The 17,776-nt window shown below is 71.0% G+C and carries 20 protein-coding genes; 18 read left to right on the top strand and 2 right to left on the bottom strand.

The features are described from left to right. On the top strand, window positions 1-865 hold an 865-nt coding region (locus VFR64_21695; GenBank protein HET9492344.1), incomplete at its 5' end, for a hypothetical protein. Beyond that, complete coding sequence (locus VFR64_21700) at window positions 862-1,140, top strand: hypothetical protein (GenBank protein HET9492345.1); 279 nt, start codon at window positions 862-864, stop codon at window positions 1,138-1,140. The genes VFR64_21695 and VFR64_21700, both read left to right, overlap by 4 nt. A gap of 229 nt (window positions 1,141-1,369) precedes the next feature. Here VFR64_21700 and VFR64_21705 read toward each other — a convergent pair whose 3' ends face one another. Beyond that, window positions 1,370-2,536 carry an acyl-CoA dehydrogenase family protein gene (locus VFR64_21705; protein HET9492346.1) on the bottom strand — a complete coding sequence of 389 codons (1,167 nt, stop codon included), beginning with the start codon at window positions 2,534-2,536 and terminating at the stop codon, window positions 1,370-1,372. Window positions 2,537-2,597: 61 nt separating this feature from the next. On the opposite strand from VFR64_21705, the gene VFR64_21710 reads away from it, so the two are divergent. The 11 genes from VFR64_21710 to VFR64_21760 are packed head-to-tail and all read left to right on the top strand — an operon-like array spanning window position 2,598 to window position 11,900. Then, complete coding sequence (locus tag VFR64_21710; GenBank protein ID HET9492347.1) at window positions 2,598-3,869, top strand: CinA family nicotinamide mononucleotide deamidase-related protein; 1,272 nt, start codon at window positions 2,598-2,600, stop codon at window positions 3,867-3,869. Next, complete coding sequence (locus VFR64_21715) at window positions 3,869-4,921, top strand: LLM class flavin-dependent oxidoreductase (protein HET9492348.1); 1,053 nt, start codon at window positions 3,869-3,871, stop codon at window positions 4,919-4,921. The genes VFR64_21710 and VFR64_21715 overlap by 1 nt, the downstream gene beginning before the upstream one ends. A 7-nt stretch (window positions 4,922-4,928) precedes the next feature. Beyond that, window positions 4,929-5,474 carry a carboxymuconolactone decarboxylase family protein gene (locus tag VFR64_21720; GenBank protein HET9492349.1) on the top strand — a complete coding sequence of 182 codons (546 nt, stop codon included), beginning with the start codon at window positions 4,929-4,931 and terminating at the stop codon, window positions 5,472-5,474. A gap of 14 nt (window positions 5,475-5,488) precedes the next feature. Then, a complete protein-coding gene (locus VFR64_21725) occupies window positions 5,489-6,478 on the top strand; it encodes a zinc-dependent alcohol dehydrogenase family protein (protein HET9492350.1) in 990 nt (329 codons plus the stop codon). 13 nt (window positions 6,479-6,491) lie between these two features. Next, a complete protein-coding gene (locus VFR64_21730) occupies window positions 6,492-7,307 on the top strand; it encodes an amidohydrolase family protein (GenBank protein HET9492351.1) in 816 nt (271 codons plus the stop codon). Then, complete coding sequence (locus VFR64_21735) at window positions 7,304-8,329, top strand: LLM class flavin-dependent oxidoreductase (GenBank protein ID HET9492352.1); 1,026 nt, start codon at window positions 7,304-7,306, stop codon at window positions 8,327-8,329. Before VFR64_21730 ends, VFR64_21735 begins: the two co-directional genes overlap by 4 nt. Window positions 8,330-8,339: 10 nt before the next feature. Next, the gene (locus VFR64_21740) at window positions 8,340-9,569 is read left to right on the top strand and encodes an MFS transporter (GenBank protein ID HET9492353.1); all 1,230 of its coding nucleotides are present in this window, start codon (window positions 8,340-8,342) and stop codon (window positions 9,567-9,569) included. A gap of 9 nt (window positions 9,570-9,578) precedes the next feature. Further along, entirely contained in the window at window positions 9,579-10,049 is a 471-nt protein-coding gene (locus VFR64_21745; protein ID HET9492354.1) for a glycine/sarcosine/betaine reductase selenoprotein B family protein, read from the top strand. 24 nt (window positions 10,050-10,073) lie between these two features. Next, entirely contained in the window at window positions 10,074-10,772 is a 699-nt protein-coding gene (locus VFR64_21750; protein HET9492355.1) for a hypothetical protein, read from the top strand. 32 nt (window positions 10,773-10,804) lie between these two features. Beyond that, a complete protein-coding gene (locus VFR64_21755; GenBank protein ID HET9492356.1) occupies window positions 10,805-11,113 on the top strand; it encodes a putative quinol monooxygenase in 309 nt (102 codons plus the stop codon). A gap of 7 nt (window positions 11,114-11,120) precedes the next feature. Continuing rightward, the gene (locus VFR64_21760; protein HET9492357.1) at window positions 11,121-11,900 is read left to right on the top strand and encodes an enoyl-CoA hydratase/isomerase family protein; all 780 of its coding nucleotides are present in this window, start codon (window positions 11,121-11,123) and stop codon (window positions 11,898-11,900) included. Window positions 11,901-11,922: 22 nt separating this feature from the next. Here the strand turns inward: VFR64_21760 and VFR64_21765 are convergent, their stop codons facing one another. Next, window positions 11,923-12,498, bottom strand: a complete 576-nt coding sequence (locus tag VFR64_21765) for a Uma2 family endonuclease (protein HET9492358.1) — start codon at window positions 12,496-12,498, stop codon at window positions 11,923-11,925. An 84-nt stretch (window positions 12,499-12,582) separates the two neighbouring features. On the opposite strand from VFR64_21765, the gene VFR64_21770 reads away from it, so the two are divergent. The 5 genes from VFR64_21770 to VFR64_21790 form a co-directional block, all read left to right on the top strand. Then, on the top strand, window positions 12,583-13,272 hold the full coding sequence (locus VFR64_21770) for an alpha/beta hydrolase (protein HET9492359.1): 690 nt from the start codon (window positions 12,583-12,585) through the stop codon (window positions 13,270-13,272). Between the two features lie 32 nt (window positions 13,273-13,304). Then, the gene (locus tag VFR64_21775) at window positions 13,305-14,951 is read left to right on the top strand and encodes a thiamine pyrophosphate-binding protein (GenBank protein HET9492360.1); all 1,647 of its coding nucleotides are present in this window, start codon (window positions 13,305-13,307) and stop codon (window positions 14,949-14,951) included. Between the two features lie 22 nt (window positions 14,952-14,973). Beyond that, complete coding sequence (locus VFR64_21780) at window positions 14,974-15,939, top strand: zinc-binding dehydrogenase (GenBank protein ID HET9492361.1); 966 nt, start codon at window positions 14,974-14,976, stop codon at window positions 15,937-15,939. A 1-nt stretch (window position 15,940) separates the two neighbouring features. Next, window positions 15,941-16,606: a DJ-1/PfpI family protein gene (locus tag VFR64_21785; GenBank protein ID HET9492362.1), complete on the top strand. Its 666-nt coding sequence runs from the start codon at window positions 15,941-15,943 to the stop codon at window positions 16,604-16,606. Between the two features lie 34 nt (window positions 16,607-16,640). Next, window positions 16,641-17,776 (top strand): CoA transferase (locus VFR64_21790; GenBank protein HET9492363.1); only part of this gene is annotated, 1,136 nt, incomplete at its 3' end.

Raw genomic sequence — 17,776 nt, forward strand, 5'->3', positions numbered from 1 at the left:
GCGGCGTCGCATCACCGCCGAGAAGGTGGCCATCGCCGCCGTCATGGCCGGCTGCCGGCCCGAGTACATGCCGGTCGTCCTCGCCGTGGTGCGGGCGATGTGCGTGCCCCGGTTCGGGCTGCACGGGACCACCGCCTCCACCGGGGGCAGCGCCCAGTTCATCGTCGTGAACGGGCCGATCCGGCGCGCCCTCGGCATGAACGCGACCCACAACGCGCTGGCCAACGCCAGTCGGGCCAACGCCACCATCGGTCGGACCCCGCGGCTGTTGATCATCAACGTGCTGGGCGGCACACCCGGCCGCCTCGACCGCTCGACGCTCGGCCACCCCGGCAAGTTCACGTTCTGCGTGGCCGAGGACGAGGAGGACAACCCGTGGACGCCGCTCGCCGTCGAGCGCGGGATCCCGGCCGGAGACTCCGCCGTCACCGTGCTGGCCGCGGGCTCGCCGCACCAGCTCATGAACGAGTGGACGCGGGACCCCCGGGAGCTGCTGGAGACGTACGCGGCGACGATGCGGGCCAACCTGCTCACGTACTCCATCTGGCCGGGCAACTATGCGATCGTCGTCAGCCGCCAGCATCGCGAGGTGCTGCAGAGCGCGGGCTGGTCCAAGCGCGACGTCCGCGAGTACATCCACGAGCGGGCCCGGGTCCGGCGCGAGGAGTGGCGCGGCGTGGGCAAGAGCGCCGTGGTGGGCCGCAAGGGCGAGGACGTGCACACGGCCCTCCGGTCGCCGGACGATCTGCTGGTCGTCGCCGCCGGCGGGCCGGCGGGCGGCTTCGGCGCCGTCGTGCCGCCGTGGTACGCGGAGCGGTCGCTGGCCACGACGGTCCCGGTGCAGATCACAGGAGGAGGGAGATGACGATCCGGGTGTTCGACCCCAGGCTCGATCCCGACGGCGAGCCGCTCGCCCTGGCGCCGCCGGTTACATCGCTGGCCGGGGCCACGATCGGGCTGCTGGACAACTCCAAGATCGGGACGGCGCGGTTCTACGATCTGCTCGAGCCCCTGCTCCGGGGCCACGGCGTGCGCGACCTCATTCGCCGACGCAAGACGGACGCCTCCCGGCCGGTGCCCGCCACGATCCTGGACGAGCTGGCCGCGGCCGACGCCATCGTCTCCGGGATCGGCGATTGAGGGAGCTGCTCGTCGTGCAGTCTGCACGACGCGCTGTCCGCCGAGCGGCGCGGGATCCCCGCCGTCGCCATCATGACGGACCGCTTTGTGGTGACCGCCCGCGAGATGGCCGCGGCCCAGGGATTGCCCGACTATCCGTTCGTGGTGATCGCGCACCCCATCGCCGGCAATCCCGACGAGGAGCTGGGCGCAAAGGCCGAGCGGGCGCTGGCCTCGATCGTCGCGCTGCTTACAGCCGCGTCTCGTCGATCCGAAGCCCCAGGTAGTGCTGGCCCACCAGCTCGTAGTGCGAGAGCCGGCCCTGCAGGTGCTGACTGATCACGTGGATGTCCTGGAAGAGGCGCTGCAGAAGATGGTCCTCGTAGACCGCGGTGGCGCCGGCGGCGGTGTAGACGGTATCCACGATCTGCACGGCCAGCCGGATGGCGTGCGTCGCGGCCAGGCGCAGCGCCGCGCGGTGGTCGAGACTGACCTCCTCGGAGGACGTGATCGCGGTCCAGATATCCTGCACGGCCTCCATGAGGAAGGCCCGGCCCGAGCGCAGGTGCGCCTCGATCTGGCCGACGCTGGCCTGCACCGTGGGCTGGTCGCGCAGCAGTGCCGGCATCGCGCGGGGCGCCTTGACGCCGGCCAGCTCGTAGAACGCGATCAGGGCGCTGCGGGCGACGGCCAGCGCCACCATCGCGTCGCCGGAGGCGAACAGCAGCGTGCGGGGGAGCCGGTAGAGCGGCCCGGTCTCCACCAGCGGCGCGTTGGCCTGTAGCACCGTGCGCTCGGCGGGCACGAAGACGTCGTGGACGGCGAAGTGGTGCGTCCCCGTCCCACGCATGCCCCGGACGCGCCACGTATCCAGGAGCTCCGCCTCGGCCGCCGGAACCAGGAGGTAGCGCGTCTCCGGTTGACCGTTCAGGAGTCGAGGCTGGCCGTTCTCGATCACCGTGCCGTGGGCTGCCAGCCAGGAGGCGTGACGGCAGCCGGTGCTGAAGCCCTGGCGACCGGTCACGCGATAGCCACCCGGGACCACGACCGCCTGGGCGGTGGGCGCCGGGGTATTGGCGACGACGCTGCGGGGCGTGTCCGTCCAGATGGCGCGGGCCGCCTCGTGCGGCATCCGGGCCGCGTAGGTGGCAAAAATTCCCCCCTGATTGACGATCCAGGCGGTGCTGGCATCGGCCTTGCCGATCTCCTCGATGACCTGGACGTAGGTCGGCAAATCCAGCTCGGCGCCGCCCAGGGAGCGGGGCAGTACCAGATGGAACAGGCCGGCATCGGCCAGCGCCTCGAAGAGCGGCCTCGGAAGCTCGCGCGCGGCCTCGATGGTCTCGGCCGAAGAGCGAATCATCGGTACCAGCTTGCGGGCGGCCTCCAGCGGGGTGGGAACCTCACGAGCGGTCATCGCGTCTCGTCCTCCGACCGCACACTCTACCACGCCACTCGTGTAGAATCGGGGCCCTGACATGCGCATCGAGCTCATCTGCACCGGCGACGAAGTCCTCACGGGGAAGATCGTCAACACCAACTTCAGCTATATCAGCCAGAAGCTCGAGGACGTCGGGCTCTCGCTGCAGTGGGAGACCACGGTCGGGGACGATCGCGAGAACCTGCTCCGGGCCTTCCAGCTCGCCGGCGAGCGGGCCGACGCGGTCATCGTGAACGGGGGCCTGGGGCCCACGGTCGACGATCTCTCCCAGGAGGTCGCGGCCCAGGCCGCCGGCGTCGAGCTCGTGCTCAGCGAGGAGTGGGTGGTCCGGATGGAAGAGTTCTTCCGCCGGCGCAGCCGCGTGATGCCGCCCAACAACCGCAAGCAGGCCCTGCTGCCGGCCACCGCCGAGCTGCTCGACAATCCCATCGGCACCGCCTGCGGCTTCGCCGTCGACATCGGCAAGGCGCGCTTCTTCTTCACCCCCGGCGTGCCGCGCGAGCTGCGCCGGATGCTCGAGGAGCAGGTCATCCCCCGGCTGCTCGCCCGCAGCGGGTTGCAGACGGCTATCCACCTCAAGCGCTTCCACTCCTACGGGCTCGGGGAATCGCACGTGGACAGCCTGCTGCAGGGCGTGGCCGACCTCGTTTCCGACGGCAGCGTGAAGCTCGGCTTCCGGGCCCACTACCCGCAGCTCGAGACGAAGCTGACGGTGCGCGGCACCGACATGGACGACATCCGCGGGAAGCTGGCGCCGGTCGTGCAGGAAGTGCGCCGACGGCTCGGCAACTTCATCGTGGCCGAGGACGACCAGACGCTCGAGGGCGTCATCCTGGGAGCGCTGAGCAGCCGGCAGGCGACGCTCGCTGTCGTGGAGACGTTCACCAGCGGACAGATCGCGGCCCGCCTCGGCCACCTGCCGGGTGCGGAGAAGGTCTTCCACCGGGGGATCGTCGCCCGCGATCTCGGCGAGATATGCGCGGCGGTCGGGCTCGACCGCGCGGCCGCCAGCGGTGAGATCACGCGACAGACCGCAGAAGCCGTGGCGCGCGCCGCCCAGGGGCACACCGCGGCCACCCTGGCCCTCGCCGTCCTGATCGACCTGGATGAAGGTCCCGACCGCATCGAGTTCGGCGGCACCATCTGCCTGGCCATCGTCGCCGGATCGGAGGCGGCGTCCCGGCGCAGCCGGATCGTGGGCGGCCGCGAGTGGGTCCGCCTGGGCGCGGTGGAGATGGGGCTCGACTGCCTGCGCCGGTACCTGCAGGGCTTGCCGGTGGTGGAGCGCATCGACTTCGAGAAGGTGTGATGCAGGTCGGGATCTTCCTCGAGGAGCGGCGGCCGGGCACGAGCGAGGGCGGCTCGCTACAGGAAACCCTGGAGCTGGCGGATCTGGCCGAGGCCTGGGGGCTCGACGGCGTCTGGCTCGGCGAGATCCACTTCAACCCGACCCGTTCCGTGCACTCGGCTCCCGTCGCCCTGGCCAGCTTCATCGCCGGGCGCACGCGGCGGGTGCGCGTGGGCACGGCCGTCCAGGTCCTGCCGCTGGGCAATCCCCTGCGCATCGCCGAGGAGGTGGCCACGGTGGACCATCTGAGCCAGGGGCGCTTCGACTTCGGGGTCGGACGCAGCGGCTCGCCGCGCGCCTACGACGTGCTGGGGGTGCCCTACGGGGAGAGCCAGGCGCGCTTCGAGGAGGCGCTGGAGATCATCCTCCGATCCTGGAAGGGCGAGCCGTTCAGCTTCCACGGCAAGTTCTTCCACTTCGAGAACACCCGGGTGGCTCCGAGCCCGTATCAGCGGCCCCATCCGCCCATCCGCATGGCCGCCAACTCTCCAGAGACGTTCCCGGTCGTCGCCCGCCTGGGCCTGCAGCTCTTCGCCGGGCTGCGCGATCTCGGCATTCCGGAGCTGAAGCGCTACGTGGCCGACTACCGCGCGGCGTGGCGACAGGCCGGCCACCCCGGACGGGGTGACGTCTGTGTCCGCATCCCGATCTATCTGGCGCCCACCGAGCGCGAGGCCATCGAAGAGCCCCGCGACAACATGGTGTACTTCTTCCGCCGTCACGCCGAGATCGTCCGAGGGGGCGTGGGACGGACGGACACCGGGCCGGCCGATCGGCGCCGGGCCCGGCTCGACGAGATCGCCGGGCTCACGTACGACGACATCCTGGCCACCCGCGTCGCCTTCGGCACCCCGGCCAGCGTGGCCGAGCGCCTGCGGCGGCTGCGGGGCGAGCTGGACATCGACGGCATCGTGGCCGAGCTGAATCCCAGCGGCCTGTTCCCGATGGAGCGGATGCAGCGGACGCTGCGCATTCTGACCCACGATGTGATGCCGGCCCTCAAGGGCCCGTGAGGTGACAATGGCCAGACTGACGCCCATCACGAGCAAGGACCAGGTGGCGGCCCGGGACCACGCCATCGTGGATGCCATCGTCAAGAGCCGAGGGACGCTGCAGGGGCCGTTCATGATGTTCCTGCACTGTCCGGAGCTGGCCGGGCGCGTGGCGCACCTGGGCGCCTACGTGCGCTTCGAGGGCACGCTGGACATGCGGGTGCGCGTGCTGGCCGCGATGGTGGTGGCCCGCGAGCTCGACGCCGTCTACGTGTGGGGCGCCCAGACCGGCTCGGCCCGCAAGCAAGGCGTGCCCGAGTCGACCATCACCGCCATTCGCGAGAAGCACGCCCGCGGCCTGCCGCCCGAGGACGCTCAGATCGTGGAGTTCACCCAGCAGCTCCTGCGCCGGCACCGCGTCGACGATGCTACCGTACAAGCGTTGCGCAAGCGCTTCGGCGACGACGCCTTCATCCAGCTCACCGGGGCCATCGGCTACTACAGCATGCTGGCCATGACGGTCAACGCCTGCGACCTCGAGGCAGCCCCTGGCGCCGAAGTGCTGAAGGTGTAGGCTCGGGCCAGGCGATGAAACAGGCGCTGCTCGAGCAGTACGGCCAGCCCGAAGCGGTGGTGCGCTGCGCCGAGGTGCCGGACGTCGGCGCCCCCGGCGCCGGCGAGGTGGTGTTCGACGTCCTGGCCTTTCCCATCAACCCCGCCGACATCTGGATGTGCAAGGGCAGCTACCGGCTCAAGCCGCCGCTGCCGGCCACGCCGGGCGCCGAGTGCGTGGGTCGCGTCACCGTGGCCGGGGCGGGCGTGTCGCACGTCAGGCCCGGCGATCTCGTCATCAACCTGCAGCGCGAGAACTGGGCCCAGCGCCGGCGGGTCAAGGCCGACGACGTCATCCCGGTGCCGGCCGACCTGCCCCTGCGCCAGGCCGCCATGCTGCGGATCAATCCGGGCACCGCCCTCCTGCTGCTGACGGACGTCGTGGAGCTGAAGCCCGGCGACTGGGTGATCCAGAACGTCGCCAATTCCGCCGTGGGGCGGCTGGTCATTCGCCTGGCCGGCCTGCGCGGCCTGCGTACCGTGAACGTGGTCCGCCGCCAGGCGCTGTTCGCCGAGCTGAAAGGGCTGGGGGCGGAGGCCTGCGTCGTCGATGGCCCCGACCTCGCCGAGGCGGTGAAGGCGCAGACGGGCGGCGCCCCGATTCGTCTCGCCCTCGATGCCGTCTCCGGGCAGGCCACGGCGCGGCTCTCGGCGTGTGTGGCCGACGGCGGCGTGGTGTGCAACTACGGGGCGATGACGGGCGAGGATCCGGTCATGCCGCGCAGCGGACTGATCTTCGCCGGACAGCGCCTGGTGGGCTTCATGCTCGGCCGCGCGCTGGCCACGCGCTCGCTGGCCGAGGTACGCGCGATGTACGCCGATCTGGCCCGGCAGGTGCTCGACGGCACGCTGGTGGCGCCCGTCGAGACGGTCTATCCCATCGAGGAGATCAAGATGGCGCTGGCCCACGCGCAGCGGGGCGGGCGGAACGGCAAGATCCTCGTGGCCCCCAACGGGCCCGTTTGAGCGACAGGAGCGCATGATGCCGATCGTCGACGCGCAGGTCCACATCTGGCGGAACCACAAGCCCACGAACCCGAACCATCGCCAGGTCACTGATTTCACGCAGGACGATCTGCTTCGCGAGATGGATGCGGCGGGCGTCGACGCCGCCGTGATCCATCCCCCGGGGTGGGATCCCCAGGCCAACGAGCTGGCCATCGAGGCGGCCCGCCAGCATCCCACCCGCCTGGCCATTCTCGGCCACTTTCCGCTCGATCGTCCGGAGAGCCGCGGCCTGATCGCGGGCTGGAAGGCCCGGCCGGGGATGCTGGGGCTGCGCTTCACGTTCCTGCAGCCGCACCAGAAGACCTGGCCGACGGACGGCACCATGGACTGGCTGTGGCCGGCGGCCGAGCGCGCCGGCGTGCCCGTCGCGCTGCTGGCAGCGGGCTTCCTGCCCCTGGTCGGACAGATCGCCGAGCGCCATCGCGGTCTCAAGCTCATCATCGACCACCTGGGACGGCCGTCGGGGACGAAGGACCAGGCGGCCTGGGCGAACCTCTCCGAGCTGCTGGCCCTGGCCCGCCACCCGAACATCGCCGTCAAGGCCACCGGAGCGCCGAGCTACTCCAGCGAGCCCTATCCCTATCGCAACATCCACGGCTACCTGCGCCAGATCTACGACGCCTTCGGCCCCGATCGGATGTTCTGGGGCACCGACATCACCCGTATGCCCTGCTCCTGGCGGCAGTGCGTGACCATGTTCACGGACGAGCTGCCCTGGCTCTCGGCCCGGGACAAGGAGCTCGTCATGGGCCGGGCCCTCTGCACATGGCTCGGGTGGAAGCTATGAGGTTCGGAATCTTCGGCAGCGCCCAGGCCAAGCGCGGCGGGCCCGACGTCGACAGCGGCGCCGGGTTCCGGGAGTTCGTCGAGCGCAACGTGGAGGCCGAGGCCCTGGGGTTCGTCAGCACCTTCCTGGTCGAGCACCATTTCACGGGCTTCGGCCAGGTCTCGGCCACGCTCAACTTGCTGACCTGGGTGGGCGCGCGCACGAGGACGCTGCGCCTGGGCACCGCCGTGATCACGCTGCCCTGGCACAACCCCGTGCTGCTGGCCGAACAGGCGGCGACCATCGACCTGTTGTCGGGCGGCCGGCTCGATTTCGGCATCGGCAAGGGCTACCGTCACAACGAGTTCGCCGGCTTCTGCGTCCCCATGGAGGAAGCCGACGAGCGTTTCGAGGAATCGCTGGAGGTGATCGTCAAGGCCTGGACCTCGGACCGGCCGTGGTCGCACCGGGGCAAGCACTGGCAGTTCGACAACGTCGTCGTGGAGCCGCCCACGGCCCAGAAGCCCCACCCGCCGTTCTGGATGGGGGCCGGGCATCCGGAGTCGATCGTCAAGGTCGCCGAGCGCGGCCACAACCTGCTCCTGGACCAGTTCGCGCCCTTCGAGACGATCGGCGAGCGCATCGCCATCTTCAAGGCCGCCGTGGAGCGCCAGGGGCGTCGCTTCGATCCGATGAGCGTCGGCGTCACCCGATCGGTCAACGTGGTCATGACCGGGGCCGAGAAGGAGCGGGCCGTCGCCGAGCGCATGCGGGCCCGCATGCGGACCGAGCAGCTGGCCCAGCGCCCCGACGGCCAGAACAAGGCGAGCATCATGTCGTACGCGGTGACACCCGAGGTCGCGGAGGCGACCGCGCTCTACGGCACTCCCGACGAGATCGCCGAGAAGGTGCAGACCCTGCGCGACCTGGGCGCCGAGTACCTGCTCCTCAACAGCACCGGCGGCACCGAGACGCTGCGCCGCTTCGCGCGAGAGGTGATGCCCGCCTTCGCGGGCGAGCCGAGTCTTCGCCCGCGCGGCTGACGCCAGTATCGTGCCGGCCGCCGCGCCGTCCGCCGGGCTGTCGACGTTCGCCGCCCTCAAGGCCCGGAACTACTCGTTCTACTGGGTTGGGCTGGTCTTCTACGTCCTCGGCCACCGCGCGGAATACGTCACCTTCGCCTGGCTGACGTGGGAGGTCACCCACGACGCGCTCTATCTAGGCTATCTCGGCCTGGCCCAGGGCGCGCCGCTGCTCGTCTTCCAGCTCTTCGGCGGGGTGCTGGCCGACCGCACCAACCGGCTGCGGCTGCTGATCGGCACCCAAATCGGTACCGCGCTCACGCTGACGATCGCTTTCGTCCTGGCCGTCCTCGGCCAGGTCCGCGTGGAGTACCTGCTGGTGCTGGCTGCGCTGAGCAACACCTTCAGGGCCTTCGACGAGCCTGCCCGGCTGTCCCTGATCCCCCAGCTCATCGATCGCGCCCGGCTCCCCAATGCGATCGCGCTCGGCTCGATCCCCTGGCAGGCCGGGCGGATGATCGGGCCCTCGATCACCGGGGTGCTGATCGCGGCCTTCGGCGGGGCGGTCGGGCTCGCCCTGGCCGCCGGCGCCTCCTATGCCGCGCTGGTCCTCTACAGTTGCCTCCGGGTATACGGCAATCACCCGACCAGCGACGGCCAGCGCGTCCTGCGCCAGTTCGTCGAGGGGCTCAGCTTCGTGGCCCACAACTTCGTGTTCGCGAGCCTCATCTGCCTGGCCCTGTTCAACGCCCTGTTCGGCCTGTCCTACGTCACCCTGCTGCCGATCTACGCCGACTGGTACTTCCACACCGGCTCGATCGGGTACGGCCTGCTCAACGCCGCGCACGGGGGCGGGGCGATCCTGGGCACGCTCGTCATCGCCACCATCGCCCACCGGATCCGGCGCCCGGGTCCGGTGCTGCTGACGATGGCGGCCAGTCTGGGGCTGGCGCTGATCGTGTTCTCGATGTCCCCCTGGATGGGGCTGGCCTTCGCCGTGCTGATCGTCGTCGGCTTCGCCAACACCTTCTACCTGACCCAGGTGAGCACGATCATCCAGCAGCGGGTGCCCGACCATCTACGCGGCCGGGTTCTGGGCATCTACTCGCTGTGCTGGAACCTCCTGCCGCTGGGCGGGCTACTGGCCGGGGTCCTGGCGGCGGCGGTGAACGCGCGCTTCGCCGTCCTGGTCGGCGGGATCATGGTCGCCGCCAACGCGCTGCTGCTGCTCACCTCACATCGCCTCCGAGCGATCAGCTAGGATAGGGCCATGCCACGACTCGATCGCCTGCCTCAGGTCAACCGCAACAGCATCCTGATGCTGCCCGTGCAGGTGCACGACACGACGCCCTTCACGAAACCGTTCCGGCCGCTCTCGGCCTGCCGGCTGGCCATCGTCACCACCGCCGGGCTGCACCGGCGCGGCGATCGGCCGTTCGGCCCCGGCGAGCAGACGTATCGCGCCATCCCCGCGGACACGCCGGCGGCCGACATCGTGCAGAGCCACACGAGCATCGGCTTCGACCGCGTGCCCATCATCCGCGATCTCAACATCTCGTTCCCCCTCGACCGCGTCCGCGAGCTGGTCACGCGAGGCGAGCTGGGCGGGCTCGGCCCTCGCCACTACTCGTTCATGGGCGCCCAGCGCGAGGTCGGGCGCATCGAGCGCGAGACGGGCCCGGAGGTCGGCCGACGGCTGCGCGACGAAGGCGTGGACCTGGCGCTCATCACGCCCACCTGACCCTTGTGCACGCACACCGGGGGTGTGCTGGCCCGCGCGCTGGAGACCGAAGGCGTCGCCACGACGTCCATCAGCCTCGTGCGCGAGCACACGGAGAAGCTGAAACCGCCGCGGGCGCTCTGGGTGCCCTTCCCGTTCGGGTACGCGCTCGGGCAGCCCGACGACGCCGAGCTGCAGCACCGGGTCCTGCGCGCCGCGCTCGACCTGTTTGCGGCGCCGGCCGGTCCGGTGCTCCGCGACTTCCCCGACGAGCCGGACGCCGGCGAGGAGCCCCCGGCGCCCACGCAGGCCTCGGCCATCACGCCGGCGGCCAGCGTGCCCGACGACCCTGCCACCGAGACGGCGCAGATGCGTCAGTACCACGAGCAGTGGGTGACCCGGAACGGCGGGCGCACGGCCTTCGGGCTGAGTGGCATCGCGGCCACGCGCTTTCGCGGCGTGGTGCGGTTTCTCGAGCGCTTTGCCGCAGGGGACGACGCCGACCTGGAGGAGCGCCCGCCGGATGTGCCACTGCCGAACTTCATCCGCTACTGCGCCGACGACCTCAAGGCCCTCTACGCCGAGGGCCGGCTGGCCATGAAGGCGGGGGCCGGCGGCGACGAGGTCGCGCGGTGGTTCTGGGCCGAGACGGCGACCGGCCAGCTACTCCGGCGCGTGCGCGACCGGCTCGACGCCTCCACCGATCCCAAGTGGAAGGCGGCGGCGTTCGGCGTCGCGCGGTAGAATGGGCGGCCCCCTGGCAAGGAGGATCCGAGATGGCGAACGTGCTCACGGTGGTCGCGAAGATCCGGGCGGCGAAGGGCAAGGGCGACGCGCTGGCGGCGCTCCTGCAGGAGCAGGCCGCGGTGGTGCGCAAGTCCGAGCCCGGCTGTCTCGTGTACCGCCCCCACCGCTCCACGAAGGACCCCGATCTCTTCTACTTCTACGAGCAGTACCGGGACGACGCAGCCTTCGACGCCCACCGCAAGGCCCCGCACCTGGCCGCCTACCGCGAGCGGCGTGAGAAGGAGGGGCTCACCGAGGGCGGCCCCGAGGTCGAGATCTATCGCTCCCTCACCGATTGAGGCCCCCATGGCGGACTACGTGCTCGTCGAGAAGTCGCAGGGCGTGGCGATCCTCACCATGAATCGCCCCGAGCAGCTCAACGCCATGAACGCCCGGCTGAGCGCCGAGCTCCACGACGCGGTCAGCCAGATGGCCGACGACGACGAGGTGGGCTGCGTCGTCATCACCGGGGCCGGCGACCGCGCGTTCTCCGCGGGCGGAGACATCCACGAGCAGCGCGAAGACGATCGCAAGTACACGCAAGCCGAGCTGGACGCACGGACCGCCGTGCGGGCCCGCCACAGCTACGAGATCGGGGCCTGCCCCAAGCCGACCATCGGGATGATGAACGGGCTGGCCTACGGCGGCGCCGCCGTGCTGGCCTCGTCCCTGGACATGCGGGTCGGCTGCGAGCACGCGAGCTTCCGGTTCCTGGCCGCGGCCTACGGCCGCATCAACGCCACCTGGACCCTCCCCAACCAGGTCGGCTGGCCCATCGCCAAGGAGCTCTTGTTCTCTGGCCGGCCCGTCGAAGCCGACGAGGCCCATCGCATCGGCCTGCTCAATCACCTGGTGCCCTGCGGGCAACTCCGCGACAAGACGATGTGGCTGGCCACGATGATCGCCAAGAACCGCCGCGAGTCCGTGATGGGCGTGAAGGCCCTGCTGCTCCGGGACATGGGGCGCACGCTCGAGGAGCAGTGGGCCAACGAGCGCGAGTACACGACCACCGTGGCCCGGGGCGCCCGGGCCGAGGCGGCCTTTCCCGAGTTCATCGCCCGCAAGGGGCGCGAGCTGTCGGCCTGAGCCGAGCGCGAGCCGCGGCCGCTTACGGCAGCAGGTCGGCCACGGCGAGCTGAGCAGTCGCCAGGGCGAGTGGAACGGCGGCGGCGGGCGGCGCCAGCGTCGTGACGGATCGGTAGCGCCACCCGTAGGGCGCCGAAGCGTCCGGAGCGGGATCCCGGCAGATCTCCAGGACGCGATCGACGAGGTTCACGATCCAGTAGTCCTGGATCCCCGCGCGCGCGTAGAGGCTGCCCTTGTGCTCGCGGTCGAAGGCCAGGCTCGACTCGGCGACCTCGATGGCGAGGGCCGGGCGCGCGGGATGCTCGTGGCGATAATCCGTCGGGCGGCCTGGAACAACCACCAGATCCGGCTCGGGCTCGGATTCCTCGTCGAGCGACACCGGCGACTGGACACTCACGATCCACCCGGGCGGCAGAACCGCTCTCACCGCGTAGTCGACCGCCCGGATGGCGGACGCGTGATAGGCGCTCTGCGGCTCGGCGACGATGAGCTGGCCGCCGACCAGCTCGACGGGGTCCCGCTCGAACACACCGAGCTCCACGAGCCGGTCGTATTCGGTCCGGTTCCAGCGCCGGAGCGTGAGCGGGGGCTGCGTCATGCTCCCACCCTAGCCGGCTCGCCCCGCGAGCACAATGTCTCGCCATGGATACATCTACGGCCGTGCGATACACTTGCCGGCGCGATGGCGACCTACGTCCTGATCCACGGCGCGTACCAGGGGGGCTGGATCTGGAAGCCAGTCGCCGCGCGTCTACGCGCCGGAGGCCATCTGGTCTACGCGCCCAGCCTGGACGGCTGCGGCGAGCGTCGCCATAGCGTGCGTCCGGGCATCACGGTGGGCTCGCACGCGCGTGAAGTAGCGGAGCTCCTCGTCTCCGAAGATCTGAGCGACGGCGTCCTGGTGGGGACCAGCAGCGGCGGGATGGTGGTCGTCAAGGCGGCCGAGCTGGCGCGCGAGCGCATCGCCCGGCTCGTCTTCGTCGACGCGCTGGCCCTGCTGCCCGGCGAGCGGGTCGATCAGATCGTCAAGCGGTCGGCGCCCAATGAGACCAACGACGTCACGACCGCGCCCACCAGAGCCGACGCCGAGAGCCGGCTGTTCAGGGATCTCGACGAGCCCCTGCGCCGGTGGGCGCTGGCCCGCATCACCCCGCACCCCGTCGCCGCGCTGGAGGCGCCGATGGAGCCGACCACTTTCTGGGAGCAGGCGTGGCCGGCCACCGTCATCCGCTGCCGGCGGGCCGCCAATCCGCCGGAGAGTCATCAGCGGCGCACGGCCGAGCGCTTGAAGGCGGCCTGGCACGAGCTGGACACCGGCCACTACCCGATGCTGAGCGAGCCCGAAGCGCTCACGCGGGTGTTGCTGTCCTAGCGATTCGAGACGACACCGGAAAGGAACGAGACATGGCCACCATCACGGGCTCGGAAGTCCTGGCGCAGGCGCTCAAGTCTCAGGGCGTGGATACCATGTTCTACCTGATGGGTGGGCCCATGCTGGAGACGGAGGCGGCCTGCATCCAGCTCGGGATCCGGGCCATCGACACCCGGCACGAGCAGGCGGCCGCGCTGGCCGCGCATGCGTGGGCGCGGGTGACCCGGCGACCTGGGGTCTGCATGGGCTGTTCGGGGCCGGGCACGACCAATCTGGTGACGGGCGTGGCCAACGCCTTCACGGACTGCGCGCCGCTGGTGGCCATCGGCGGGTCGAGCCCCCGCGTCTACCTGGGCATGGAAGCCTTCCAGGAGATCGACCAGGTCGCCGTCATGCGGCCCGTCACCAAATGGGCGGAGCGCGTCTACGACGCCCGGCGCATCCCCGACGTGGTGGCCACGGCGTTCCGCCAGGCCAGCTCCGGCCGGCCCGGTCCCGTCTACCTGGACCTGCCCGGCGACATCCTGGGCGAGAAGGTGGAGGAGGACAAGGTGACCTATCCCGCGCCGTGGCGCCCGGCGCCGCGCACGCTGGGCGACCCGAACGCCGTCCGCGAAGCGGTCGCGCTGCTGGCCCGGGCCGAGCGGCCGGTGATCGTGGCGGGCAGCGGCGTGTGGTGGTCGGACGGGGCCGCCGCGCTCCAGGCCTTCGTGGAGGCGGCGGGGATTCCGTTCTACACGAAGCCGATCTCGCGCGGCCTGATCCCCGAGGACCACGCGCTGTCCTTTCTCAACGCCCGCAGCACCGCGTTCTCCGAGGCCGACGTGCTCCTGGCCGTGGGGACCCGCTTCGACTGGGTCATCCAGTTCGGACGGCCGCCGCGGTTCGCCGCCGACCTCGAGGTCATCCACGTGGACGTCAATCCGAGCCAGCTCGGCCACAACCGCGCGGTGGACGTGCCCATCGCCGGCGACGCCCGGGCCGTGCTCGAGCAGCTCCGGGCGGAGGCCGCGGGCAAGGTCGATCCGCGTCGTTACGCCGCCTGGGTCGGCAAGCTGCGCACGCTCGACGGGGAGAAGGCGTCGGAGTCGGACAAGGCCATGAGCAGCGACAACGTGCCCATCCACCCGCTGCGTCTCTGCAAGGAAGTGCGGGACTTCCTGCAGCGGGACGCCATCCTGATCGTGGACGGCCAGGAGATCCTCAACTACGGGCGGCAGGCCATCCCCACGTTCGAGCCCGGCCATCGCCTCAACTCCGGAGCGTTCGGCTGCATGGGCGTGGGCCTGCCCTTCGGAGTGGGCGCCAAGATCGCCCGGCCCGACGCGCAGGTGGTGGTCCTGCACGGCGACGGCTCCTACGGCCTCAACGCGATGGAGATCGACACGGCGGTGCGCCACAAGATTCCCGTGGTGGTGGTGATCAGCAACAACGGCGGCTGGACGGCCGACACGCCGTGGGCGCGGCCGCTGCCCAAGCCGGGACGCCGCCTGGGCCACACCCGCTACGACCGGGTCGCCCAGGAGCTGGGCGCCCACGGCGAGTTCGTCGAGAAGCCGCACGACATCCGGCCCGCGCTGGAGCGGGCGTGGGCGTCGGGCAAGCCGGCCGTCGTCAACGTCATCACCGACGACAAGGCGCGCGCCCAGACCGTGCGCTTCTCCGCCTACACGACGTAGGAGCCGATAAGGAGCGTTCAGCATGAAGGCTTACTGGATCACGCCGGGCCCCGGCGGCACGAAGGTCGAGCTACGCGAGACGCCCACGCCCGAGCCCCGGGCCGGTGAGCTCCTGGTCCGCGTCCGGGCCACCTCGTTGAACCGCGGCGAGCTCCTGGGCGGCAAGGCCGGCGCTGCGGCCAAGCCCGGCGGCGGGGAGTGCGCCGGCGATGTGGTGAAGGTTGGCGACGGCGTCCGGGGCTTCTCCCCGGGCGACCGGGTAATGGGCCGCTGCAGCGGTGGCTTCGCCGAGTACGCGGTCGTCGATGCCCGGGAGGCGATGCGCGCGCCGGCCCCGCTCTCCTGGGAAGAGGCGGCGGCGACTCCGCTGGTCTTCGCCGTCGTCTACGACATGCTCGTCGCGCAGGGCCATCTGGCCTCCGGTCAGTGGCTGCTGGTGACCGGCGTCTCCTCGGGCGTCGGGGTCGCCGCGCTGCAGACGGGCAAGGCGCTGGGCGCCCGCGTGATCGGCACGTCGGGCTCGGCCGACAAGCTGGCCCGCCTCGAGAAGCTCGGCCTCGACGTGGGCATCCGCACCCGCGCCGGGGACTTCTTCGACGCCGTCATGAAGGCCACCGACGGCAAGGGCGTGAACCTCGTTGTCAACAACGTCGGCGGGTCCGTGTTCGCCGAGTCCATCCGGGTGCTCGCCTTCGAGGGCCGGCACGCCACCGTGGGCTACCTCGATGGCGTGTTGACAGGCACGCTGGACATAGAGGCCCTGCACAGCAAGCGGCTGACCCTGTTCGGCGTGAGCAACCGGCACCGCACCGCCGCCCAGCGCGCGGAGACGATCCGCGGCTTCACCCGAGATCTCCTGCCCTACTTCGAGGACGGCCGGATCCGCCCGCTGGTCGACAAGACGTTCGCCTTCCCCGAGCTGCCCGCCGCCGTCCAGTTCATGGAATCCGACAACCAGGTCGGCAAGATCGTCGTGCGGGGGAGCTAGCATGGACATCGCCATTCCGATCTTCGACGGTCTCACCGCCCTGGACGCCATCGGGCCCTACGAGGTGCTCTCCCGCCTGCCCGGCGCCCGCGCGCGGTTCGTGGCCATCAGCGCGGGGACGTACCGCACCGACAATCGACAGCTCGCGCTGGTGGCCGACGAGCCGCTGGCGGCGATCCCGCATCCTGAGATCGTCCTCGTGCCGGGCGGCTTCGGGACCCGCGCCCTCATGACCGAGCCGCGCTTGCTGGACTGGCTTCGCGCGGCCCACGAGACCAGTCAGTGGACGACGTCGGTGTGCACGGGTTCCCTGCTGCTGGCCGCCGCCGGCATCCTGCGAGGCCTGGAGGCCACCACGCACTGGCTGTCGCTGGAGCGGCTGGCGGAGTTCGGCGCGCGCCCGGTGTCGCGGCGGGTCGTGGAGCAGGGCAAGGTCATCACCGCGGCCGGCGTGTCCTCGGGAATCGACATGGCCCTCACGCTGGCCGCCCGGATCGCCGGGGACGAGGTGGCCCAGGCCATCCAGCTGGGCATCGAATACGATCCCCAGCCGCCGTTTTCCGCCGGCTCGCCGCGCACGGCGCCGCCCGAGGTGGTGGAGCGGGTGCGGCAGCGCATGCGGGCGCGGCTTCAAACGCAGGCCGCGGCGACGGCCGGTCGCCCGTGACCGGCGCGCCCCGGCGGCAAGGAAGGACGACGCGATGGCGAAGGCGCTCCAGGGAATCCGCGTTCTCGATCTGACCCAGTACGAGGCCGGCCCGAGCTGCACCCAGATGCTGGCCTGGCTCGGCGCCCAGGTCATCAAGATCGAGCCGCCTGCCGGCGAGCCGGGCCGCACCGCGCTGTCCGACAAGCGCGGCGAGGACGCCTGGTTCTTCCTGCTCCTGAACTCGGGCAAGAAGGGCGTGACGCTGAATCTGAAGGCGCCCCGCGGGCGCGCGATGTTCGAGGAGATGGTGAAGACGGCGGACGTCGTCGTGGAGAACATGGGGCCGGGGGCGATGGAGCGCCTGGGGCTCGGGTACGAGGCACTGCGGCGCCTCAACCCCCGCATCATCGCCGCCTCCGTGAAAGGCTTTGGCAGCACCGGTCCCTACGCCGAGTACAAGAGCTTCGAGTGGATCGCCCAGGCCATGGCCGGAGCCATGAGCATGACGGGGTGGCTCGACGGCCCGCCCACCAAGGCCATCGGCGGCCTGGCCGACACCGGCGCCGGGCTGCACACGGCGATCGGCATCCTGGCCGCGATCATCCAGCGCCAGGCGACGGGCGTGGGACAGCAGATCGAGGTGGCCCAGCAAGAGGCGGTGGTGAACCTGCTGCGCATCCACCTGCGCGACACCTACGCCAACGGCAAGCCCGTGCCCCGGCAGGGCAACCGCTCGGTGAACGCGGCGCCGTCGAACCTCTACCGGTGCCGGCCGGGGGGGCCGAACGACTACGTGTTCCTCCACGTCGCCACCGTGGACATGTGGAAGTCGTTGACGACGATCGTCGGGCGGCCGGAGCTCGGCGACGACCCCCGCTACGCCGACCGGCGGGACCGGGTGCAGTTCATCGACGAGATCGACGCCATGATCGAGGCGTGGACCGAGAAGCGCACCAAGCACGAGGTCATGGAGATCCTGGCCGGCGCCGGCATTCCCTGTGGCGCCGTGCTCGACTCGGCCGAGGTGCTGGCCGATCCCCATCTCAAGGCGCGCGGCATGATCGTCGAGCTCGAGCACCCCCGGCGGGGCCCGTACCCGATGCCGGCCAACCCGGTGCGCCTGTCCGACTCGCCCACCGAGATGGTGCGGGCGCCGCTCCTGGGCGAGCACAACCAGGAGGTCTACGG

It is taken from the genome of Candidatus Methylomirabilota bacterium (genome assembly GCA_035709005.1).
In the GTDB taxonomy this organism is placed as follows: domain Bacteria; phylum Methylomirabilota; class Methylomirabilia; order Rokubacteriales; family CSP1-6; genus 40CM-4-69-5.